A 25882-nucleotide genomic window follows, 5' to 3' on the forward strand; every position below is an offset into this window, starting at 1 on the left:
GAAAAAACTTTAAAAATACTATTAAAAAGTTTGAATTTAGTATATTTATTCATTAAATAAATATTCTTAATCTTTTTAATTTTTATATCTTCTCTTATATCATCCTATATATTCTTAATTCTTATTTTTTCTTATTTGTATAAATATTTATGTATTTTTAATTAAATTAAAATTATTTTTTAAATTTTTTTCTGAAAAATTTATTTATTTATTTTTCAAATTTGTTTTTAAGAATTTTTCTTAAGTTTTTCTAATATTTTTTCACTTTTTTGAAAACTTATATATAATATAAAATTTAAATATACAATATAATCATTTTTAAGTATGTAATCATATATGATTATTTATTTTAATAATCATTTTTGAGTATGTAATCATATATGATTATTTATTTTAATAATCACTTTTGAATATGTAATCATATATGATTATTTATTTTAATAATCACTTTTGATTAATAATATTATGTTGTAATATAAAAATATTTAAAAAATTAAATATTAAATGGGGAAAAATCATGGAAAAGTTACCTTGGGGAACAAATTCACAGTTAAAAAATGATGAATTTTATAATAGAATAGATGATATTGAGCACCTCAAAAACTTTTTAGAAACAACAAGTTTAGGCACACCTCCAACAATCCTTTTATCTGGAATTAGAGGTATTGGAAAAACTGCACTTCTTAAAAAAATAAAAAATGAGATGGACTCTGACTATTTAATAGCTTATTTAGATTTAAGCCATAGCTATAGCTATCAAGTAGGAGAGTTAGATGAAATAGCTTTAATGCAATATTTTTATACTGCATGGATAGATGCATGTAGTAAAAAACACTTAAAAAGGTTCATACCTAGAATTAAAGAATACTTTCAAAAGAATAAGTTCCATTTTGAAAAAATCATAGAATTTGGAGATTATCCAATACCTATTCCAGAGATTAAAGATGATTATTCTGGACTCTTAAATTTAGTTTTAAATTTGCCTCAAAAAATCTATGAAGAAAATCAAAATCAAATTAAAGGAGTCATAATGATTATTGATGAATTTCAAGTTTTAAAAGACTTAGGAAAAAATTTAGATAGTTTTTTATGGTTTTTTAGAAGTATTATTCAAAGTCAAAGAAATGTTGCATATATTTTTTCTGGATCTTTAAATTCTAAAGATACAATAATTGAAAAAATATCTGGTAAAACAGGAGCTTTTGGGGGGAGAATGTTAACTTTTCCAATAAATCCCTTTACAAAAGAAACAGTCAAAAATTATTTAAATGAACGATTAAAATCATTAAACTTTGAAGATGACGGCTTTGAAAGGTTTTATAGCTGTACTAAAGGAATTCCTTACTATGTAAATACCTTTGCGAATTTACTTCCAAAAAATCTCCAATTAAATGATAAAACAGTTAAAAAAGAGTTTATTAATAGCTTGCCATTTCTTGCAGATCATTTAAAACAACTATGGGGTGGATTGGACTTAGTTGAACAGAAGATTATTACAACTATAATAAATGATGTTACTGAAAGGAAAATGATTGCTAATGAATTAAATAGGACTTCTGGTTCATTGAGTAGGCACTTAAATAAACTTCAAAATATTGGTTTTATTGAAAACATGGGAAATGGAAAATATGGAATTTCTGAAACAATATTAAAAGCATGGTTAAAAAAAGAATACAAAGATAAAGGAGTTTTTCCATATAGAATATCTTAATCATATAAAATATTTTAATTATAGAAAATAGCTTAATCATATAAAATATTTTAATCATACAAAATAGCTTAATCATATAAAATATTTTAATCATAGAAAATGGCTTAACCATAGAAAATAATTATTTAATCTATTTAATCTATTTAATCTTATTTTTAAAACTAATAATTATCTTTTTATCCTATTTTTTGATGCTATATTTAAAAATTAATTTTCTTTAAAATTAAAATAAAAATTTATTAATATATATTAATGAAAAAACAGTTATAATAAATAAAATAATTAATTGTATAATGAGTTGTATGTATAAAAATAATATAAATTTGATATATAATAAACTTCTTGAAACTTATTCTTATCAAGGTTGGTGGCCATTTATTGGATATATTGGTGTTAATCCTACTAAAACTGGGGCGATTAATGGTTATCATCCAAAAGATTATGATTTTCCAAAAAATAATGATCAGAAGTTTGAAGTTATTATTGGTTCAATTCTTACTCAAAATACGGCATGGCCTTCAGTAGAACAAGCATTAATTAATTTAAGCAAATTGATTGATTTTAATCCTATTTCTATTTTAAATTTTGCTGAAAGTAATGAAAATTCTTTTAAAGATGCTATTAGGTGTGCAGGGTTTGTAAATCAAAAGTTTGAATATCTTAAAAATATAGCTAAATTTTACATGAATTTAGAAAGAGAGGGGGAGAAAAGAGATAAAGTACCTTCAAGAGAATCTCTTTTAAAAGTTAAAGGAATAGGAAATGAAACAGCTGATTCCATACTTCTTTTTGCCCATAAACAGAAACAGTTCAAGATTGATGCTTATACAAAAAGAATATTTAGCTATTTGGGTTATATTAAAGAAAATGATAATTATATGTCAATTAAGAATTTTTTTGAAACTAATTTTTCAGGAGATGTTAATATGTTTCAAGAATATCATGCTTTGATTGTTGAACATGCTAAAAGATATTATTCAAAAAAGCCATATGGTTTAAATGATAAAATACTTAATGGATTTAAGATAAATATATATTAAATAATTTAATTTTATTAGTAATATATGTGTATTTATAAAATAATATTATATTTATAAAATAATTTTTAATAAAAGTTTAATTTTATTATTAATTATGTATATTTGTTAAATAATATATTTATGAAATAATTTTTATTAAAAGTTTTATTTTATTATTAATATATGTATATTTGTGAAATAATATGTTTGTGAAATAATATTTATTAAAAGTTTAATTTTTTAAGTAATATTTATTAATTTATAATTATATCTATTAAATAGTCTAATTTCATGATTATTTTTATCTAAAGGTGAAATGATGAATTTTCCAATTACAAGAATGCGAAGACTTAGAAAGTCTCCTGAAATCCGAGATATTTTCAGAGAAACAAAGATAAATAAAGAAGATCTTATATATCCCATTTTTATTAAAGAAGGTATTGAAAATGGTGAAAAAGAACCTATCTCTACAATGCCCGGGGAATATAGATATTCTATTGATGATGCAGTTGAATTTGGAAAATCATTGGAAAAAAAAGGATTGAAATCAATAATAATATTTGGGATGCCTTTAGAAGAAACAAAAGATGAAATTGGGTCACCTGCTTTTTCTGATGAGGGAATTGTTCAAAAATCTATTAGAAAATTTAAAGAAGAAACAAATTTAGTTGTTATTAGTGATGTATGTTTATGTCAATATACTTCTCATGGGCATTGTGGTATTTTAAATGAAGGAATTGATGATACTATTGAAATTTTAAACGATGAAACATTAGATTATTTAGCAGAAGTAGCTTTATCTCATGCTGAAGCTGGTGCAGATATTGTAGCTCCTTCTGACATGATGGATGGTCGTGTAATGGCTATAAGAGATATTCTTGATAAAAATGGTCATGAAAATACTTTAATCATGTCTTATTCTGCGAAATATGCTTCTTCATTTTATGCTCCTTTTAGAGAGGCAGTATGTTCTGCCCCAAGCTGTGGTGATAGAAAATCTTATCAGATGGATCCTGCCAACTCAAGAGAAGCTATTCGTGAATCAGAACTCGATATTGTTGAGGGAGCGGATGTTTTAATGGTAAAACCTGCTTTAGCATATTTGGATATAATCAAATCTTTAAAAAAAGAGTTTGATCTTCCATTAGCTGCTTATAATGTTAGTGGTGAGTATTCAATGATTAAAGCAGGGATTGAAGCAGGTTATTTAACTGAAGATGCTATTATTGAAAGTTTAATTTCTATAAAAAGGGCGGGGGCTGATTTGATATTAACTCATTTTGTTCCTGATGTTTTAGATAAATTATAGCTCTTTACTTTTTATTTTTTAGAAAGGGGTTTTAATAATATGAATGATAATATTGGTGGTATTAGTCCAGAATTAATAGCTAAAATAGCTCAAATATCATCTGCACTTGAAGTTAGTGGATATCCAAAACCAGGCAATGTTCATAGAACTCGTGATTTTCAAGATATGGTTTTTGAAGATTTTATTGTTAGTGGTATTGTAATTGGAGATACTATAAGAGAAGCTGCCTCTTTTGGAAGTGAAATTACTAATTCTAAATCATTTAAAGAAGCAAATATTGGAAAATATATTCTTAAATCTGTTAAAGAAACTGATAAATGGGTAGCTAATAATACTAACTTGGGAATTATTATGTTACTTACTCCAATAGCTATTTCAGCATCTTTTAGTTCTAATATTAATGATTTAAGGGATAATATTCATAATTTAATTGTTAATTCCACTATTCTAGATACAATTGCTTTATATGAGGCTATTGGAATAGCTGATGCTGGTGGAATGGGTGAACAAGAAGAGTATAGTGTTACAAATGAAGAGGCCACAAAAGAATTGATTGAGAATGATCTTAATATTTTTGATGTTTTAAATATATCATCCTCTTGGGATAGTTTAGCTAAAGAATTAACTAATAAAATGCCAGTGACTTTTGATATAGGATATCCAACATTTTCAAGAATAAAAAAAGATTCATCAACTAATTTAGCAACTATAAGTACATTTTTAACAATCTTGTCTCAAGTTCCAGATACTTTAATTTCAAGAAAATATGGGGATGAAAAAGCAAAGGAAGTATCTAATTTAGCTCTTGAGGTTTTAAATACAAGTCATATTAATGATAATCTTAAAACTTTTAATATTAAATTAAAAGAATTTGATGATTATCTTTTTGAAAATAATTTAAATCCTGGAACAACCGCTGATTTAACTGCTTCATCAATAATGGTGACTTTTTTAGCTGATTTTTATTAATTAATAATATTAGAAGGTTTTGTATGGTTGAATTTATTTCTGAATTAGAAAAGTTTGAAAAAAGTTTAAAAATTAAGTATTCAACTTTAAATAACTTTAAATTCTCTTCTGGAAAGGTTTTAAATAATCTTTCTATAGAATATTTAACTATTGGAAATAAGATTACTAATGATAAAAATGAAATTATTAATGCAGTTATATATTTTCATGGTTTAGGTGAGAATTGTCAATCAATAAAATATATTCATGAAATTATTGGTGAGAATAAAGTTTTAGATACTAATAAATATTTTATAATAGCTATTACTACATTAGGATCTCCAAATTCAAGTTGTCCTTCTAATTCAGGATTAGGAAAAAATTTTCCAGAGTATAATACAGTTGATATGGTTAATTTCCAAAAAGAATTTTTAAAATCTGAATTTAATATAAAACATGTAAAAGGACTTATTGGTAATTCAATGGGGGGTTCTGAAGCTCTTCAATGGGGGGTTTTATACCCTTACTATATGGATTTTATTATATCTTTAGTTAGTAGCTATAAAATATCAGGTAATAATTACATTCTTTTTCGTTTAATAAATCAGATAGTTGAAAATGATTATTTGTATAATGATGGGGATTATAAAGAACCTTTAAAGTCAGTTGGTATAGCTAATGAATTATTTTATCCTTTTGGATTTTCTACTGAATACTATAGGCATAGCGATATTGATACAATAAATAAGGAGTTAGATAGTCTTAAAGATAATTTTGATGGCTATGATGCTAATGATATTATATTAAGGAATTGTTCAGTTTATAATTATAATATTGAAAATGAATTAGATAAGATAGTAGCTAAAACATTGATTGTAGCTATTAATCAGGATCAACTATTTCCGCCTGTTCTTGATGCAATACCTATGTCAAAAATGATAAAAAACTCAAAATTAATTCTATATGATTCCATATTTGGACATTTAGGTGTTAATGAAATAATAAAAATAAAAAAAGAATTAGAAGCTTTTTTGTCTGAATTTTAGTTTTTTAATTTTGTTTTTAGTATATTATTTACTATTTTCTATAAAATTATTTTTATAAAATTATTTTTTATACATTATATCTATAAAATTTAAAACTGTTTTACTTATTTTAAAAATTCTATAATTTATTTTAAAAATTTTATTATTAATTTTAATATTATTAATACTAATAATATTTATACTAATAGGAACATAACTTTTAATGATATTTTACTAATTAACTATTATTGATTTATAATGAATTTTTCTTAATATATACTATTTAATATTAATATATACTATTTAATAATTATGAATATTATCTTAATCAACTTTTGGTGTTTAAATGAGTGAAAGCATTTCTAAAATCATTAATGAATTACATATATATGAAAAAAAGCTATTAAAATCTCTTGAAGAAAATGAGAATTATAGTCCTGAAGATATAGCTAATGCTAATTCTATGGATATTAAATCAGTTATGAGTGCAGCAGGATCTCTTGCTTCTAAAGATATTATAGAAGTAGAAAAATCTGTAACAGAATCAATTATTTTAACTGATGAGGGTAAAAAATATGCTGAAATTGGGTTGCCTGAAAGAAGAGTATTAAATGTTTTAGTAGATGAAAAAGAAATAGCTATGAAAGATTTAGCTAAATCTACTGGAATTGAGAATTATGAAATTAAAATTGTTATTGGATGGTTAGTACGTAAAAATTGGGCAAAGATTGATAAAGGAATTATAAAAATAACTGATTTTGGAGAAGAATTTAAGGATAAATTGGGGTATGATGAAAAACTTTTAGAGACTCTATTAAATAATGAAAATTCAAATAAAAATTCTCCATTATTAGTATCAAGTCTTGATGAAGATTTTTCTTCAGGATTGAAACAATTAAATGAAAGAAAAAATCTTATTGAAATTGAGAAAAAAACAACCCATAGTTTTAAAATTCTTGATAAAGGATTGCAAATATTGTCTAATGGAATAAATATTCAGGAAGAAGCTACTCAACTGACAAAAGAACAAATTAAAAGTGGAGAATGGAGAAATTTAAAATATCGTCCTTATGATATTAATGCTGAGTATCCAGAGATTTTCCCTGGAAAAGGTCATCCTCTTAGACGAATTATTGAGGAAATTCGTGAGATATTTTTGAATCTTGGATTTTCAGAGTCTAATGGCTGTATTTTAGAGTCTGCTTTTTGGAACTTTGATTCTCTTTTTCAACCTCAAGATCATGCAGCTCGTGAAATGCAGGATACTTTCTATGTAAAAAATCCTATTAAATGTGATCTTCCTGAGGATTATTTAGTTAAATCTGTAGCTAAAACTCATGAAACTGGGGGAAATACGGGGTCTGATGGTTGGAATTATGATTGGAGTGAAAAAATTGCAGAACAATCAGTTTTAAGGACTCATACAACTGGAATTTCAACAAGATTTTTAGAAGAAAATAAACCTCCTTTAAAAATGTTTTCTGTAGGTAGGGTCTTTAGAAGAGAGACAATAACTTATAAACATTTACCCGAATTTCATCAAGTAGAAGGTATTGTTGCTGCTGAAGGTATTAGCTATCAAAATTTATTAGGGACTTTAAAAGAATTCTACAAAAAATTAGGGTTTGAAGTTAGATTTAGGCCGGCTTATTTCCCATATACTTATTTATCTACTGAGTGTGAAGTTTATCTTGAAGAAAAAGAAAGTTGGATAGAACTTGGAGGGTCTGGAATGTTTAGGCCTGAAGTTTTAGAACCTTTGGGTATTAATGTCCCTGTTCTTGCATTTGGACTTGGAATTGAGAGATTAGCCATGATTAGGTATGATATAAGTGATATTAGAATGCTTTATAAAAGTGATATTAAGTGGCTTAGAGAACTTCCAATTGAAAATGGGATAAAATTAGAGTAATTTATTATTTTATTTATTATTTTCTTTGATTTTTAACATATATTTTAAAATTATTAGTATTAAAAATATATTTAATAAATGATGTATTTAATAGATGATATAGTTAATTGAAGTAATAAATAGTGTTAATAAATATATTTAATATATAAATAAGGTTATTGAAGTAATAAATAGTAATAAAATGTGAATTTAATAAATAAAGAGTTAATTAAAGTAATAAATAGTATTCTCCATCAGTTTTAGATATAGGTTTTATTATTCCCTTATTTTCAAGGGATAATATTATATGATACATTCTAAAATTAGTTAGTTTTAACTCTTCATAAAGTAAATTACCTTCTAAAATATATTTTGGTACTATTCTATCTTTATCTGCTAAACTTTCTATGATTTCAAGAGATTTTTTTTCTTTAGCATCTAAATCTGCTTTAATCACATCTTTTCTAGAATCTACTGCATTTATAACTATATCAAAATTAGATAATTTTATCTTTTTTTCTTTATAATCTATAAGATTTTTACTATTTAATTCTTCTAAAATTTCTCTTAATTCATGTTCGTACATTCCAAGTTCCATTTTTATTATATTTTCAGGTATTCCGTCCTCATATTCTAGATGGAATATTTTTATTTGATTAAAAACTATTTCTTCTTTTTTTGTAATGGTTATCATGATTTATTTCCTTGGAATTTAGTTTTTTTATTTTATTTTTATTCAATTATTCTTTTGGAATAATTAAATTAGCAGCTAATAATCTGCATATATCTGTTTTTGTAATCACTCCAACAGGTTTTTTAGATTTAACTACGAGAAGACCAGAAACATCTGCTCTAAGCATCAAATTTGCAGCATTTTTTATATCTTCTTGAGCATTTATTGTAACTATGTTTGTTGTCATAATATTTTTAATTGTTTTTTGATTGTTCTCTTTTGTTAAATCACTTAGTTCATTTAAAACTCCAATTAAATCACTATATGATACAACTCCTTTTGGAATTCCCTCTTCATCTATAACAAAAAGCCTCCGCACACCATTTTTATACATTTTTTCAAAGGCTTCAATTGGGCTTGTTTCTTCTTTTATAGATATTACTTCCTGATTCATTACATCTTTAATTTTCATATTTCCACCTTTTTTTTATTTTTAATATATTATTTATCTTATATTTAATTTTTTATTTACTATCTTCTTATATTATAAAAAACTATTTAGATTTCACTATTTTAGATATTTTAAATCAATTAACATTTACTAATAGTTAATTGATTTAATAGTTTTAATATTATTTGGGATTAATACCATTTCATTAAATAATATTGAATATTAATAAAATTTATACCTATAGTCATTATGTTTTTATTGTTTTGTTATTTTGATTTAATAGTGAATTTTTGTCTTAATCTAAAAAATATTTTTCTAATAATGCTTATTATAATTTTATGCAGATATTATTGTTTTAATTATTATTTGTATTATATTGCTCTATTTTTTATTTTTGGAAAAATTTATATTATATTAAAAATATAACTATAAAAGTTAATCATTTTGATAATATTTATATATTATAAAGTACTACTATAATACAGGGTACTAATAAAAATAATACAGAAATGATAAATTTCTTTAGATTTTCTATTAAAAAAATAAGTATAAAATTGATTTGATTTTAACTATTTTATAAGTAAAATATTAAATAAAATATTGCGCTAAATTTTATTAATAATCCAAGTTAGATTTATCTGGAAAAGTATTATGTGCTATTTTTCCATAGATATTGTATCTAATGTCCAATTTGTGATATTTTAATATAATTTATTTTACAATATCTATTTTAATAGTATTAGTTACAATATTTGAGAGTATTTAATTATTATCATATTAGAAATTCTTATTATTAATTTATTTTTTTATTTATTCTTTTATGATGAAATATAAATTCTTTTATTATAAATACGATGAATATTAACTATTATAATTTATATTTACTTATTTACAATTTTATTTGGGGTGCCTATAAAAGATATATGGTTTTATAATTAGGTTTATAATATGGACATTATATGCTATATATTTTATAAATATAAATGATGAAATTTGAGGAAGGTTTTAAACATGATGAGAATAAGTATGTCTTTACCAAAAAAATTACTCGCCGATTTTGATGAAGTCTTAAAAGACAGAGGTTACCAATCTCGTTCAAAAGGTATTCGAGATGCTTTGAAAGATTATATAGTAAGATACCAATGGATGAATGAAATGGAAGGAAATAGGATTGGTGTTATTACTGTTATCTATGATCATTATTATACTGGTGTTATGGAAAACTTAGCTGAAATACAACATGATTATAGAGATGAAATTAATACTAGTATGCATATACACATGACTTCTAAATATTGTATGGAAGTTATTGTTGTTAATGGTGATGTAAATAGTATTAGAGAGTTAACAGAAAAAATGATGAGACTTAAAGGAGTCGACCACGTAAAATTAACTAGTACTGCTAATGGTGAATCTTTCGACCCAGATTGATATTTGATTTACCACTTTTTATTTTTGAATATATAACTTTTTTAATTATAATATTAATTAAATAAGTTTTTTAATTTTTTTTCTTTTAATATATATTTATAAATTTATTTTTTTAAATAATCTAAATTCACCTTTTAAAGAGTTATTATCTTAATATTTAATATTTAATATTTTATTTTGATAATTTAATATTTCATTTTTAATAATTTAATATTCTACTTTTAATAATTTAATATTTCATTTTTAATAATTTTTAACAGATTTTTAAATATTCTTGGATTTTTTATTAATATTTCAATACTTTTTTATTTTTAGTTATAATTTTAGTATGATTTTGACTATTTTTATAATTATATTAATGAGGAATTATACATTAATTATAATGAAATTTTATACTACTCCATATCATTCAAATCTTATTAAAGATAATGATAGGCTTGCAGTATTTTATGAAGGAATTTTAGATTACTATAAATCTAATTTTAATTCAGATACTTTTAAAATTATTAATATTAGTGATAAAAATAATTATATTAATAATTTTACTGATAATAAAGATAAAGATAAAGATAAAGATAAAGATATAGATAAAGATATAGATATAGATAAAGATATAGATAATACTAATAATAATCATTCAATTGATTTTGATGGTCTTGAAAAGCAAGGTAGGGTGTTTGATATTGGTTGTGGATCGGGTGTTCTTTCTTATTTTGCTTCAAAATATTTCAAATCTGTTTTAGCTATTGATATTGATTATAAATCAATTGAATATGCTAAAAAAACTTTTAATGAGAATAATATTAATAATGTTAATTTCATCTGTGGTGATGCATCATTATTTGAGTTTAAAGATTCTGCAGATTTAATAATATGTGAAATGTTGGATACTGCTCTAATTGATGAAGAAGAAGTTCCTGTTTTAAACCATGTTAGAAAATATTTGAAAGATAATGGTGAAATTATTCCAAAAGGAATTATAAATTTTGTAGAACCTATCTTTCTAGAAAAAAATTATATACATTATGAAGATGAAGATTTTCATGGTAAAAAACCAGAATATAAAATTTTAGGAGACCCAATTTCATTTTCATGTATTGATTTTTCAAAAGAGATTTGTCCTGAATTTGAAACTATCATTGATTTTAATTTAAATTTAATTAATAATGAATTTAATTGTAAAGAAATCCAAGAGTCAGATAATGATGAAAAAATAAGTATATCTTACAATAAAAAGATTAATGGTGGGGATTATAAGTCTAAAAAAAGGTTTAAATCTATTAAATTTAATGGGCTTAAAATAACTACATTTACTATAATATATGATAATCTAATTTGTGGCCCAACTCCTATGTTAAATCCTCCTCTTCTAATTCCTCTATCCAATTTTTATGACATAATTCAAAACGATAAATATGAATATACTTATACTAAGTATGAAAATAGCATTTCTCAAAGAGATATTAAAAAAGAATATATCGCTGATATTTCAAAAAAGCGTATTCCGAGTAAAAATATGTTTTCAAAAGAATTAAAAGTTTCAGTAAGATTAAAATATGTCATGGGTGGAGGATTTAAAACTATTGATGCAAATATAGTTTAATATATCTATTTTTAGTTCTAAATAATTCTATTTAATCAAAAGTTTTTCTTATGAAATATCATAGCTAAATTTAGCTATAATCTATCAATTTTTATGTATTTTATAGGCTATTATTAATAGTTATTTATTTTATTGATGATTATTAATAGTTATATGTCTAAAAGATTATTAATATTTATGGGGATATAGAATTTAATGCTTATATATATTATGAACTTGTCCAAAGTTAAAAATATTCTTGATTTAAATATTCTTGATTTTTGTTGGGTAAATTATTAATATGCTAAAAACATATTTTTATTGTAGTATATTTTTTATTATATTTTTTATTTTGTAATATTATATGAGTATAATTTATAGGAGTATAATTTATATTAGTATAATTTATATGAGTTAATCGATATTAGAAATTATTTTAGTAGATATTATTATAGTATATACTATTTTAGGAATATACCATTTTAGGAGATATTAATTTCATGAAAAAAGAATTAGAATCTTTTTTAACTAATTATGATAAGCTTATTATTTTTGGTATTGGGAATGAACTACGTGGAGACGATGCTTTAGGTCCATATATTATAAATGAGCTTGAAAATATTATTGGGGATTATAATTCTTCTAAAAAATTGAAGAATAATAATAGTAATAGTTTAATATTTATTGATGGTGGTTCTGCACCTGAAAATTTCACAGGAGTAATAAAAAAAGAAAATCCTAGTCACTTATTAGTAATTGATGCAGCTTTTATGAAAACTATTCCTGGAACTGTAAAAGCTATTGGAAAAGAAGAATTATCTGAAGTAAATGCTTCAACTCATTCAATGTCTTTATCTTATTTAATCAAATATCTTGAGAAAGAACTTAATTTTAAATTTCTTTTAATTGGGATAGAACCATTTAAAATGAATTTAGGCGACGATATATCTTCTGATATTCTGAAAAGTGCAGATAGTGTAATTGATTCTCTTTCCTCAATATTGTTGAATTAAAGCTAAAAAACATGGCAACCTTTTTTCATGATTATTGGGAGTTTCATTGAATATATTTATTATTTAAAATTATGATTTAATTAATTATGGGGTATTATGAAGATTTTATTTATTGGAGCAAGATTGTTTGATGATGTCGATTTTTATTTGAAAGAAAAAAATATTGAAAGTGTTTTGACAGAGTCCAATCCAAAAGCTTCCAATTTAAATCTCGCTGATAAATATTTCATTGTTCCGCGAGGGATGGAAGAACCTATTGAAATAGCTAAAAAAGAAAATGTTGATGGTATAATTTCTCTTATTGGAATTGATGATCCTTTGATGGATGTAGCTATTGCTAAAGAATATGTAGAATCTAAATTAAAAATTCCTTTTATAGCATCTAATACATACACTGTTTCCATTAGTTCTGATAAAATAAAAACAAAAGAATTTTTCATTGACAATGATATTGACACTTCTAGATTTAAAGTATTAAATTCATTTGATTTTGATCAATCTATTAATGAACTTAAAACTTCTCAAAATTTTGTTGAAAATAATTGTAATCTAGAGAATAATAAATTAAATTTGCCTTTAGTATTAAAACAAAGAAGTGGCCAAGGTGGAAGAGACATATGTGTTGCTAAAAATATGGAGGATGTGAATGAATATTTCTCTAACTTTGATGAAGTTCTTTGTGAAGAGTTTATTGAAGGTAGTGAAATATCAATTGAAGTTTTATGTTTTAAAAATGAATATATACCATTGGTTCCAGTTTATAAAGGAGAAACATCTCTTGATGGTACACACCCTTTAAATAAAACTAGATGTGCACCAGCAAATATTGTTGATTTGGATAATAATTATGTAAAGAAAATTGCATATAAAATTGCAGAAAAACTTAAAGCTGAAGGTACTATTGACATTGATTTTATATTTTCTAAAAATGATAAAAAATTATATGCTTTGGAAATAAATACTCGGCCAAGTGGTACAAGATACTTAACTGCTGCTTCAACAGGAATTAATCCACTTAATAAATTAGTGGACATGGTTTCTGGAGATTTTAGTTTTATTAATAAACAAATAAAAAATTATTTTGCTTTAGAAATCCCTATTGGTAGTTTTAATGGTAAAAAATCTGATGAATATCCTAAAAAATTCACTGAAAATTCGTGGGTTGTTCATGGGCCTTCTAATTATGAACGTCTAACTATAAGTGGGGAATCAAAAGAAAAAACCATGAATTTAGCTAAAGAACTTCTTGGGGAAAATTTTCATGATTATAATTTAAATATATTATAGTTATATCAATTCAATATAAACAATTATGTCTTTTATTATTTTAAATATATGATACAATCTTAAACTATTGAATATAATCTTGAAAGTCTGTATTATAATCATTTATCCAATAAATAACTTAAAGCTATAGCTAAGTTTAAATATATCTTTGATTAAACTATTTATTATCAAGTTTTTATATTAAATTATATTAATATTTATATTTAAATAATATATTTTTATAAGTAAATTAATAATGTATGTATATTAAATTAATATTGTAGTTTTATAAGTAAATTAATAATGTATTTGTATATTAAATTAATATTTTAGTTTTATAAGTAAATATATAATACATTTATATTAATATTATATTTTTATTAGAGTAATAGTGTGAGTAATAGTGTATTTTTAATGAATTTTTTATTTTATAATTTTTAATTAGTGTGGTAAGATGAACTATTTTGATGTGTTGATACTTTTTATAATAAGTTTTGCTTCTTCTGTAGCGTTTACATATTATATACGGAAGATTTTAATTGGAGCAGATATTTCAGATAATCCTATTGTTTCAGAACATAGGCATAAAACTGGTACTCCTACTATGGGAGGCATAGCCTTTTTATTTTCTGTTTTGTTTGTTGCATCAATTTATTTTAAAAATCAATACATCTTAATAACTTCTATTATAATGCTTACTGCTGGATTAGCAGGCCTTTTAGATGATTTAATTGGGTTTAAAGTAAAAGAATATCAAAAAATAATAAAAAATATTACTAAATCTCCAATAACAATTGGTCAATTAACATTAAATTCTGGTGAAGAAGCTAGGGCTGCGACTCCTAAAGCAAAAGCTGTTGTCGATGATTTATTAAATGAAAAAAAGCTAGAACTTGTGGCTGAAATCCCAATAAAAAATGAAATGGGTGAAATTGAGAAGATTATTGGTCAATTAGTCATAGGCATATTTCTTGTTATAACTGGAACTGTAATTACTCTTGGAGGATTTTCTTTAGGTCCTTTTGTGGTAATTGGCGGAACTACAATTGGATTAATTGCTATTCCTATTATTCTTATTGCCATCATCGGGGCTATTAATGCTATTAATTTAATAGATGGGATGGATGGCCTAGCTAGTGGTATAATAGCTATTGCTTCTATTGGTTGTGCCATATTTGGATTTTTAAATGGAAATTTTGGAGCTATACTTGCTTTTACATTGTTAGCTGCAATAAGTCTTGGCTTTTTAGTATTTAATCGTTATCCTGCATCTATTTTTATGGGGGATACTGGTTCTTTTGCTTTAGGTGCAGGGTTTGCAACCGCGGTTTTAATAACAAATATTCCTTATTTTGGGGTATTATCTTTAGCTATTCCAATTGTTTCAGTTATTATTAGTTTGTGTCATAGGGCAAAAATTATAAGACTACCTGTAGAACCTTTACACCACACACTTAACTATAGGGGCATGTCTGAAAAAAAAATAGTATTTAGTTATTGGTTTTTAACAGCAGTTATTTGTATAATTGGATTATTAGTTGATTACTATATTTACTTATAATATTAAATTTTGTTCTACAATTTTGTTTTACATATTATAAAAATAATATTTTTTTACATTATCATTAATTTGTTTTTAATTTATATATTAAAACTAATATTTTTATAATTGTAGTAATTAATAATAATACAAATTATAATTATATAGATTATATAATATTTTTTTTAATGGATTATTTTCATATTTGTTCATATGATTTAATATAGGGATATTTATTATGGTATAAATAGTATTTATTTATATATAATGAATTTATAATAATATTTAAGTTATTGATTTTAAATTTTATATTTTTATTAAAATTATTATTTTTGTTTAATTTATTTAGATTATGGGATATTGGAGTAAATTTTAAAATGATAGATACAAAAATTACTATTAATTCATTAGCTGAAGCGATTTCTGGAAAAATTGTTGGATCTGATGATTTTAGGTCTCCTAATGGATTTACAGGTATTTTTAATATATTGAAAGACTCTAATGAAGGAGATATTGTAATACGGCATTGGATTGATGAAAAAGGAATAAAAATTGCTTCTAGTAAAAATGTAGCCTGTATAATAACTGAAGATCCTAGGGGAAATTCTGTTGATATAGCTACTGATTTAAAGATTCCAATAATCATTGTTCAGAAAATTGAAGAAGCTAATGCAATTGCTTTGAATTGGTCTATAAAAAAATTTGCCCCTAACTCAAAAAGAGTGATTATTAGTGGTACTAATGGTAAATCAACAACAGCACATATGATTTATCATATATTAAAATCTACTGGTGCAAATGCATTAACAAATACTGATTCTAAATCTGAATATAACACTTTAATAGATCCAATGGTTCCTAAGATTATTTCTGAATATTCTTTATCTAATGAAAAATCTTTAGAATATCTTGTTATTGAAGCTTCTGAAGTTCAAGGATGGTTAGGTAAATTAATGCACCATCATGCTCTTTTAATGACAAAGGCTGTTGATCCAGATGTAGGTGTAGTGACTAATGTTGCCATCGATCATATTGGCTTAGTAAACTCTATTGAAGAAGTTTTTGAAGAAACATCTGGTATAGCTAGGGGTATGAAAAAAGGTAGCCTAATTTTAAACTTTGATGATAAAAATGTATTTAGGATGGCTAATTTTGCTAAGAAAAATATTGAACCTTTTTATTTCTCAATGAATTCTAATATTGGTGGGTATAAAAATACTAATATTGATAATATTAAAAGTAATTCTGTAGATATTGATTTTCATATTAAAATGGATAAAATATTAATTTATGATACAGAAATTGAATCAATAGTTTTTAAATCTGAGCCTATATTGTCTATTGATGAATTACCTTTTAATAGTAATCATTTTATTCAAAATACTTTGGCTGCTATCTCTGCTTGTTTATCTCTTGGAATTGAAATTAAAGATATAATTAATGGAATAAAATCTTATAAATCTCTTAAAAGGAGATTTAGAAAGATAAATCATAATCCTACTATAATTGATGATTTTGCACACAATCCTGAAGGTATAAAAGCAACTGTAAATGCAGTATCTAATCTGCCTCATGAAAATTTAAAGATTCTTTGTGCAATAAGGGGATCAAGAGGTAAGGAAATAAATGAAATTAATGCTTATGCTCTTGCAGAAGTTATAAATTCTATAAATAAAAAAAGATTTAATAAGATTTCTATTAGTAATAGTACTGATAATAGTAATAGTAATAGTAATAGTAATAGTAATAGTAATAGTAATAGTAATAGTAATAATGAATTGACTAATAATTGTTCGGATATTGAAATAATTTTATCTAGTAGTTTAGATGTTGTTGATGAAGCAAATTTTGTTGAAGAATTTGAAGAAAATATATTTTTTGATGTTTTAAAAAATGAGGGAATTGACTTTATTCATTATAAAGAACTTAAAAAAGCAATTGATTATGTTTATAATTCTTCTAAAGTCGATGATATTATTTTATTAATAGGTGCTCAGGGAATGGATCCTGTCGAGGGATTATTAAATGATATAATTAATGAAGATAATTAGTATATTTATTTATCAAATTTTAATAATTTGTATATAATTTAATAATTAAATATACTTTATAATTCATACTTAAGTTTAAAATATTTATTTATATATGATTTTATATTTTTAGATTTTTTATAATTGATATTTTTAATATTACTTATTTTTTAATTGAATTCTAGAAAGTATTTTTTAGGAAATTATTTCTTATTAATTAAATTTTGGAAAGAATAATATTGTTCAATTATTAATCATATTTAGGAAAATAATTATATTTAGGATTATATTTAGGATAATAATTATATTTAAGAAAATATGTATAAGAGATAAGTATTAATATTAGTTTGGTCTAAAATATACTTATATAATGTAAGTTTTATATGATATATTCTACCAATAAATATTAATAATAATATGTTATTAATATTAGATATTTAATATTATTTCTTAATATGTTGGATTTGTTTTCAATACTTCAGTATAATAATACTCTCTTGGTATTATTTTAATACTTTGTATTATTTTAATACTTTGTGTTATTCTAATATTTTGTGTTATTGTACTTTTTAGTTAAGTATTTTAATAAATCATTGTATTGATTGATATTATTAGATTTTACATGGATATTCATTGATATATCCTAGTATTGATATTATATTGATAAATTTATGTGCATTTTATAAAAATAATTTATATTTAAGAGTGAAGCTTATGTTCATTAAAATAAGGAGAGATACATTAATAATTTTATTACTGGCTTTTATATTAATCCTTTCAGGTAGATTAATAACTTATATAGCCTTTGCATCTTCTCCAGAAATTGAAGATGGTGTTCCAATTTCGGGCATCATTATTAAAGGCAATGATATTGTTCCTATTGATAGTATAAGGGCAAATATTGCTAATTCAGGGTTACGTTCTGGAAGTTATATTAAGGGAGATATGTTGATAACTTCTAAGCGAGAGGTACCCCTAAATGAGGCGATTAAAAATGCTCAAGAATTTGCAACTTTGACTACAATCCCAGGAACTAAAGTTCAGCCTATTGCAGCTGCTGATGTTAAAGTTGATAAAAATACTGGTATTGTAACAATAACGGTAATTGAAGATTTTTCAACAGTGGATTTAACTAATGCTACGTCTAAATCTCCGACGGCATAATTTTTAATATTATGGTGAGGGGATTTAAATATATTAGTTGAAATACTATTTGTTAATTATATTTCTATTTTGATATTTTATTAAAATTTTTTTATAAAATAATTATTATAGAAATATTTAAATATTCATCATTTATAATAAAAAGTTTTTATAATGGGAAGTTTATTTTAATTAAATTTTATTTTAATTATTTTATATTTCATATAACAATTTTTGCAATAATCTTAATTGGATTTAAATATTAATTAGACTTAAAAATTATTTTTAATTATATTTTGCTTAAATAGTATAAATAAACTTAAATATTATAAATAAATTAATAATGTTGGTTGTATAATATTATATGATTGTATAATAATATATAATAATTAATTAATCCTAATTTATAAGTAATCAAATTATTCAAATTATGATTATTTAAACATAGTTTAGTTTGAATAGCTTAATTAGGTTAATAATACTGAATTAAATTGATTTATCTATATTAAATCAATATCTAATTAAATCGATATTTAATTAAATTGATATCTATATTAAATCAATATCTAATTAAATTGATATCTACATTAAATATCTAATTAAATTGATATCTACATTAAATATCTAATTAAATTGATATCTACATTAAATATCTAATTAAATTGATATCTATATTAAATAATATTAAATCTTTAAATAATATTAAATATTTCAATAAATTTTTATTTAAGGTAATACAAACTAAATGGATGATAACTTGAGAAAAATTCTAATCTTATTAAGCATATTCTTGATTCTTTTTGGTTTTATGGCTACTATTTCAGCTACAATGAATGTAATAGTAATTACTGATCCAACTGGTCAGGATATAAATGGTGTTGCTGGGGGAAGTATGTCTTTTGCAGATAATATGTTCCAGTCTACATTCTTAATGTCTAAAGAGAAACAATTTGTTGTTTTATCTGGTGGGGAAGGTGATTCTAGTAATAGGCTGAAAGCTATCGTGGATGCAATTAGTAGATTAGAAAATGGAGCAACTGCTGCCGAAGGCGCTGCTGCTGCTAGTAGTTATTCGGGGATTAGGCTAATGGTTGGTGGCCCTTCAATAGGCGCTGCTGTTGGTGGATCTTTTGATGCATATTTAATAACTGTTGAAGATGATAATAGTATTCAAATTACTCCTTATTCTGGAGGATTGGCAGTTTTACCTCCTGGAAAGAAAGGTGCTATTATTCATTTAAGAAATACTCATGGTAATCCTCAATATGGTACTGCAACTCAAGTTAGAAGAGAAACTGCTTTGAATATTGGTAGAATGATTCGTGATGGTTATTCTGCAACAACTATTGTAGGTCAGGTATTTAAAGAAGTTTCTAACGATGCTGGAGAGAAATATGGGGGAGGAGCTGTTAATTTAGTTGCAGGAATTTCTACAGGGGATATGTTCACTCCTGAAGAGATTAATACTACTGGTTATCCTATGAATGAACCTTATGTTAAAGTCTGTCCAAATGATGGTTGGTCTTCGGGATATCCTGCAGCAGAGAATTATGAGACTTGTCCTATTGATGGAACTCCATTAAAAGTTGTTTATGCTTATGAAGCTTTGACCGATGCAATAACTGTAACACAAGATTCTGTGAGTGTTTCTGTTTATGGAAGTGAAACTCCTGGTCTGTCTGAAACTACTAGTGAGGTTGTAAAAGCATCAGTAACTAAATATGGTTATGATTCTAATGCTATTGCCGGTTCCATAAATAAAGGTATTAGAAATGGTCTTATTGTTGGTGTTAACTATGTTGAACCTAAAGATATAAATGTAAAAGCAGGATCAAAAGCAGTTGGTGTTTATTACACTCCTCTGCCAGATGGAAGATCTTCTCCTCCTTGGAACTTGCCAGTAAGCTCATTTGTGTTAGATATATTAGGTAGTATTCAAACAGCTATTGGTATAATACTTATCCTTTTAGTTATATTTAGAAGTAGGTTGCTAAAATCTTTCCAAAAAAAATAATTTTGTAAAAAAATAATTTTACGAATGGATTTTAAAAAATAGTTTTAAATTAAATATTTTTTGTATTATTAATTAAAAAATTAATTTTTTTTAATTATCAATTGTAATATTATCTAAAAGTATTTTATATTTATTTTATATACTATTTATTTAATAATTAAAAGTTAAATATTATTTTGTAAGGAATAATACTATAATTTTTAATATGAGTTTTAATATTTATCTTATATGAATAATTATGGGTTTTTAAGATTGATAATTATTTATCTTAAGTTTAATAATTAGTTATAGTTCTATAATTAGTTATAAATTATATTTATATATTATAGTGAATATTATGGATTTATGTTCATAATACTATTTACTGTTACTTAATGTATTTTTATATATTCAGATGAAGTTATTTTATAAAATTAAATGTATATGTGATAATTATGGCATTAATATTAATTCGTGGAGATAATAATTCAAAATTACTCAATGCAATTGCAGATATTGAGAGACATGCTCAATTGCACTTAATAAATGACCCTCAAAAAATTGATGCGGAATTTGCAGATTCTATAGTTGAAAGTATACTCAATGCTCCTTTAAGGAACAAATCTAAAGTGGCAACTTCCTTTTTCGTTAGGGAGGATATTACTTTAGCTATAATGCAAATTAAAAAGATTCATCCTCCAGCTCATGTTGTTGTAGTTAGCGATGAATATAAAGAATATGCTTCTTTAAATAAAAAATTGGACGAAGCTCCAGTATTTAGGGGATATTATTCTAATAAAGCTCAAAAAGGAACAGAACTTAAAGATTATAAATCTAATATTTCTAACCAAAGACGTAAATAATAATTTAAAATTAATAATTTAAAAATAAAGTTTAAAAATAAAATTTAAAATTAATAATTTAAAAATAAAGTTTAAAAATAAAATTTAAAAATAGAAAATGATTAAAGAAAAATTAGTATTATACTATTGAATAATATTATAAAAAAATTATAAAAAATTAATAAAATGAATATTATATTATTGATAATTAATAAATTTAAGATATTAATATAAATTATCAATATAATAATATGTTAAAAAATTTATAATAAAAAATAATTTAGAATAAAAATTATAAAATAAAATCTAATAATTCCTAATATAAATTAAATTTCAAATAAAAATTAAAATAAAAATTATTTTAGATAAAATTTATAATATTTTTAAATTAATTTTCATTTATTTTACCATGATTATATTATTCATTTTCTTTTAATTTTAACAATATCTCCTAGTGTTGGTCCACCAGAAGACTTATTTTTAAAATCTTCTAATTCCATATTTGATATTTTTTCAATCAATATTATATTCAATGCTTTTTCTAATTTTTTAGCTAATTTTATGTCTGGGACCATTTTTCCAGATTCAATTCTGTTAATAACAGAAACTTTTTCATAAATTTTTTCACCAAGTTCTTCTCTTGAAAATCCTTTGTTTTCACGAGCTTTTCTAACTATTGATTGAAAATCTTCAACTAATTCTTCAGTAGGTTCATCAATTGAATACATAGGTCTTGAAGGTCTAGAATTTTTGTTAAATCCGCTAACTCCATCTTTTTTACCATTATTTTTAATATTTTTAGGTTTTGGAGGTTCTTTTTGAATTACGCCAAATTTAGAGCAATCTGGGCAAACTTCCATAACAGAGCCATCAATTTTTGTTCTTTTTGACTTACCTTCTTCTATGGGTTGTCCGCAAATTTCACATCTCATAATTAATAATATATTTTAATTATTTTTATATTTTACTTATTTTTTCTGAAAATTTTTGTTTTAATTATACTAAATATGATCATATTTTATGATAGATGATATTAAAAATACGAACATTTAAATATTATTAAAGACAATTCTTATATATACAAATTAAATTTAGAATTATTATAATATAAAATTATTATCCCATATCAATAAAATTAGTGTCTTATGTTTATTTTTTTATTTTGAAACTAAATTTCAATATTTTAGATTTTTTTAGAATTTAATATATTATTTACAATATTTAATAAGTTATTTATACATGATTAGTCAAATATCTTATTATATTAAGATTTTTACTAATATTTTATCGGTATCTTATAAATAGTATATAAATAATTATAAATATTATTTTATACATATTATATAATGTAAAATTTTTATAGAAATATTATTTAAATAAAAATTATATTAAAATCATATCTATTATATTTTTTAGATATTGCACATTTTCAAATATTATATATTTTTGAATGATATATTTTTTAATATTTATATATTTTAATAATATATTTTTTAATATTGTATATTTTTGAATGATATATTTTTTAATTTATGCATAATTTTATGATTATATGATTTTAAAAAACTTGTTTATTAATTCATAGTATATTTGAATATTAAAATATTAACTAATTTAGTATTATATTTAAGTAATTATGTCTTTATCCTTAAAATAAAATGAACTTATAGGAGTGTTCTAAGAAAATGGAAAATTCCCAGTCCCTTCTTAATAAGATCGAAGATCTTAAAAAAGAAGTAAGAATATTAAAAGAAGAAAATACAAAAACTAAAAGGAATTTAATGTGGAAAGTTAGAAAACTTGAAAAAGACAAAGTTCTAACTGAAAACGAAAAAATTCGTCTTGAAAGAGAAACAAAATCTCTTAGGGGAGAAGTTGAAAGATTTAGGTCTCCTCCATTAGTCTTGGCTACTATTATGGAAATTTTAGATGAAACTAGAATGACTGTAAAGAGTAGTACTGGTCCTCATTTTGTAATCAATTATTCAAAATTTTTAGATGAAAAATTACTTGTCCCAGGCTCAAGAGTAGCTTTAAATCAACAAACTTTCAGTGTTGTTGATGTTTTACCTGCTGAAAAAGATCCTAATGTTTCTGGAATGGAAATTGAAGAAAAACCTTCAGTTACTTATGATTCAATTGGTGGTCTTGAAGACCAAGTTATTGAAGTTAAAGAAACTGTGGAACTTCCTCTTAAAAAACCAGAACTATTTGAAAAAATAGGTATTGAACCACCAAAAGGTGTTCTTTTATATGGTCCTCCAGGAACTGGAAAAACTTTGCTAGCTAAAGCTGTAGCTAATGAAACAAATGCAACATTTATTAAAATTGTTGCTTCAGAATTTGTTAAAAAATACATTGGTGAAGGAGCTAGAATGGTTCGTGAAGTGTTTGAACTTGCAAAAGAGAAAGCACCAAGTATTATTTTCATCGATGAAATTGATGCAGTTGCAGCTAAACGTCTTAAAAGCTCTACAAGTGGTGATCGGGAAGTACAACGTACTTTAATGCAATTACTTGCAGAACTTGATGGTTTTGAATCTCGTGGAGATATTGGTATTATAGGTGCAACAAATAGGCCAGATATCCTTGATCCTGCACTTCTAAGACCTGGAAGATTTGATAGATTTATTGAAGTTCCTATTCCAAATGAAGATGGTAGAAAAGAAATATTAAAAATCCACACTTCTAAAATGTCTTTATCTGAAGAAGCAGACATTGATCTTCTTGCAACTCTTACTGAAGGAGTTTCTGGTGCAGATTTAAAAGCTATTTGTACTGAAGCAGGAATGTTTGCAATAAGGGAAGAAAGAGAAGAAGTGCTTGTAGCTGATTTCATGGACGCTGTTGATAAAATCATGGGCGTTGAACATGATGAAGAATACAAAAAAGAAGCTGGAGTAATGTTTGGTTAATTCCAATTCCTTCAACCTTTTTATTATTTTAATTTATTCTATATAAATTAATTTTTTAATTATTAGCCAATGATGAACCCTATGAGCTCTGATATGTGATGAATGATGGGCGAACTGAGGCTAAACTTCTTTTTACACTTTTATGTTTTTTTATACTTATTTTATAAATTTTTTTAATATATTATTATAATTTGTTTATTTTTCCTCAAAATCATTGGATATAAATTCATTATTTGTTTCAACAATTTTTGGAAGTTTTCCGATTGTCCCAATAGACTCTCCAACAATAATTAAAGCTCCTATAAAATGTTCTCTAAATTCTTCTGCAGCAGACAATCCGTTTTCAACTGCATCTTGATCTAAAACTCCATTAACATTATTGCCTATTGAAGTAGCTAAACCATCAGCTATACATGCATTTTTACTTATTACAGTAACACAATCTGATCTTCCATAGCTAATAGAATATCCTACTGACCCTGAAGATGTACATATTCCCATCTTTTCATTTTTTGATTTATATTTAAATTCAAAACCTATTTCTCCACTTAATGGAGATTCTCCTGCATATATTCCAAATATAACTTTTTTTTCTGGATAATTATTTAAAAAAGCTATATCTCCTCCATTTTCCAATATTGAATAATTTGAATTGTTTTTTGTGAGATAATCTAGCGAAAGTTCTGCTATTGTTCCAGCTAATGTAGCTGTAGGGCCTACATTTGCTATTTTTGATCCTTCAATCATTTTTCTTATTATTTTAGGATTTGAAGAAATATCTTGATTTTTTGGTTTGTATGGCCTTAAAGTTTTGAAAAATAGGGGATTATTAGCTATATACTTCTTTAGAATATTTCTTTGGGTTACAATAAAATTATTTAAGTTAACATTTTCAGAATCAATATCTGAAACAACATTCATTTTAGTTTCTTCTATTGATATTTTTTTTTTAAAAATAGACTTATCCACCAGTGTTTATTTTAATTTTTTCATGATATAATATTAATTTTATTTTTAATTATTTATTTTTTTATTATTATATTTTTAATTATTTTTTTCATTAGTTTATTTTATTAGTTTATTTCATTATTTTATCTAAT

The 25882-nt window shown here is 23.6% G+C and carries 19 protein-coding genes and 2 pseudogenes; 17 read left to right on the plus strand and 4 right to left on the minus strand.

The genetic code is table 11. The features are described 5' to 3' along the window. Positions 1-517: 517 nt before the first annotated feature. The 6 genes from Q0087_RS03835 to Q0087_RS03860 all read left to right on the plus strand — a co-directional run bounded on the left by Q0087_RS03835 (position 518) and on the right by Q0087_RS03860 (position 7924). On the plus strand, positions 518-1711 hold the full coding sequence (locus Q0087_RS03835; RefSeq protein ID WP_297898359.1) for an ATP-binding protein: 1194 nt from the start codon (positions 518-520) through the stop codon (positions 1709-1711). A 302-nt stretch (positions 1712-2013) separates the two neighbouring features. Further along, positions 2014-2751, plus strand: a complete 738-nt coding sequence (locus Q0087_RS03840; protein WP_297898438.1) for an endonuclease III domain-containing protein — start codon at positions 2014-2016, stop codon at positions 2749-2751. A 298-nt stretch (positions 2752-3049) separates the two neighbouring features. Then, entirely contained in the window at positions 3050-4039 is a 990-nt protein-coding gene (hemB, locus tag Q0087_RS03845) for a porphobilinogen synthase (protein WP_297898360.1), read from the plus strand. Positions 4040-4099: 60 nt separating this feature from the next. Next, positions 4100-5008, plus strand: coding sequence for a triphosphoribosyl-dephospho-CoA synthase (locus Q0087_RS03850; protein WP_297898439.1), 909 nt, complete (start codon positions 4100-4102; stop codon positions 5006-5008). 23 nt (positions 5009-5031) lie between these two features. Continuing rightward, complete coding sequence (locus tag Q0087_RS03855) at positions 5032-6033, plus strand: alpha/beta fold hydrolase (RefSeq protein ID WP_297898361.1); 1002 nt, start codon at positions 5032-5034, stop codon at positions 6031-6033. 325 nt (positions 6034-6358) lie between these two features. After that, positions 6359-7924: a phenylalanine--tRNA ligase subunit alpha gene (locus Q0087_RS03860; RefSeq protein ID WP_297898362.1), complete on the plus strand. Its 1566-nt coding sequence runs from the start codon at positions 6359-6361 to the stop codon at positions 7922-7924. Between the two features lie 208 nt (positions 7925-8132). Here the strand turns inward: Q0087_RS03860 and Q0087_RS03865 are convergent, their stop codons facing one another. Both Q0087_RS03865 and Q0087_RS03870 read right to left on the minus strand, forming a co-directional pair. Further along, on the minus strand, positions 8133-8597 hold the full coding sequence (locus Q0087_RS03865; protein ID WP_297898363.1) for a hypothetical protein: 465 nt from the start codon (positions 8595-8597) through the stop codon (positions 8133-8135). Between the two features lie 46 nt (positions 8598-8643). Continuing rightward, positions 8644-9048, minus strand: coding sequence for an HPP family protein (locus Q0087_RS03870; RefSeq protein WP_297898364.1), 405 nt, complete (start codon positions 9046-9048; stop codon positions 8644-8646). Positions 9049-10038: 990 nt separating this feature from the next. On the opposite strand from Q0087_RS03870, the gene nikR reads away from it, so the two are divergent. From nikR to Q0087_RS03920, 10 genes and pseudogenes are all read left to right on the plus strand, one after another. Next, positions 10039-10458, plus strand: a complete 420-nt coding sequence (nikR, locus tag Q0087_RS03875) for a nickel-responsive transcriptional regulator NikR (RefSeq protein WP_297898365.1) — start codon at positions 10039-10041, stop codon at positions 10456-10458. A gap of 382 nt (positions 10459-10840) precedes the next feature. Continuing rightward, positions 10841-11431 (plus strand): annotated as a pseudogene (locus Q0087_RS03880) (methyltransferase domain-containing protein); the annotation flags it as partial. 315 nt (positions 11432-11746) lie between these two features. Beyond that, positions 11747-11842, plus strand: a pseudogene (locus tag Q0087_RS03885) (SAM-dependent methyltransferase); the annotation flags it as partial. A 698-nt stretch (positions 11843-12540) separates the two neighbouring features. Continuing rightward, a complete protein-coding gene (hycI, locus tag Q0087_RS03890; protein WP_297898366.1) occupies positions 12541-13053 on the plus strand; it encodes a hydrogenase maturation peptidase HycI in 513 nt (170 codons plus the stop codon). 96 nt (positions 13054-13149) lie between these two features. After that, positions 13150-14340 carry an ATP-grasp domain-containing protein gene (locus Q0087_RS03895; protein ID WP_297898367.1) on the plus strand — a complete coding sequence of 397 codons (1191 nt, stop codon included), beginning with the start codon at positions 13150-13152 and terminating at the stop codon, positions 14338-14340. Positions 14341-14773: 433 nt separating this feature from the next. After that, positions 14774-15880 carry a glycosyltransferase family 4 protein gene (locus tag Q0087_RS03900; protein WP_297898368.1) on the plus strand — a complete coding sequence of 369 codons (1107 nt, stop codon included), beginning with the start codon at positions 14774-14776 and terminating at the stop codon, positions 15878-15880. A gap of 356 nt (positions 15881-16236) precedes the next feature. Next, complete coding sequence (locus Q0087_RS03905; protein ID WP_297898369.1) at positions 16237-17910, plus strand: Mur ligase family protein; 1674 nt, start codon at positions 16237-16239, stop codon at positions 17908-17910. Positions 17911-18603: 693 nt separating this feature from the next. Next, entirely contained in the window at positions 18604-19053 is a 450-nt protein-coding gene (locus Q0087_RS03910; protein ID WP_297898370.1) for a hypothetical protein, read from the plus strand. A 787-nt stretch (positions 19054-19840) separates the two neighbouring features. After that, the gene (locus tag Q0087_RS03915) at positions 19841-21046 is read left to right on the plus strand and encodes a hypothetical protein (RefSeq protein ID WP_297898440.1); all 1206 of its coding nucleotides are present in this window, start codon (positions 19841-19843) and stop codon (positions 21044-21046) included. Positions 21047-21480: 434 nt separating this feature from the next. Next, on the plus strand, positions 21481-21888 hold the full coding sequence (locus tag Q0087_RS03920; RefSeq protein WP_297898371.1) for a DUF356 domain-containing protein: 408 nt from the start codon (positions 21481-21483) through the stop codon (positions 21886-21888). A gap of 401 nt (positions 21889-22289) precedes the next feature. On the opposite strand, the gene Q0087_RS03925 is transcribed toward Q0087_RS03920, so the two are convergent. Then, positions 22290-22799: a multiprotein bridging factor aMBF1 gene (locus Q0087_RS03925; RefSeq protein WP_297898372.1), complete on the minus strand. Its 510-nt coding sequence runs from the start codon at positions 22797-22799 to the stop codon at positions 22290-22292. A gap of 753 nt (positions 22800-23552) precedes the next feature. Between Q0087_RS03925 and Q0087_RS03930 the strand changes: the two genes are divergently transcribed. Then, a complete protein-coding gene (locus Q0087_RS03930) occupies positions 23553-24782 on the plus strand; it encodes a proteasome-activating nucleotidase (protein WP_297898373.1) in 1230 nt (409 codons plus the stop codon). A 195-nt stretch (positions 24783-24977) separates the two neighbouring features. Here the strand turns inward: Q0087_RS03930 and Q0087_RS03935 are convergent, their stop codons facing one another. Continuing rightward, the gene (locus tag Q0087_RS03935) at positions 24978-25751 is read right to left on the minus strand and encodes a UPF0280 family protein (protein WP_297898374.1); all 774 of its coding nucleotides are present in this window, start codon (positions 25749-25751) and stop codon (positions 24978-24980) included. Positions 25752-25882: the final 131 nt, after the last annotated feature.

Source organism: uncultured Methanobrevibacter sp., from assembly GCF_937881195.1.
In the GTDB taxonomy this organism is placed as follows: domain Archaea; phylum Methanobacteriota; class Methanobacteria; order Methanobacteriales; family Methanobacteriaceae; genus Methanobinarius.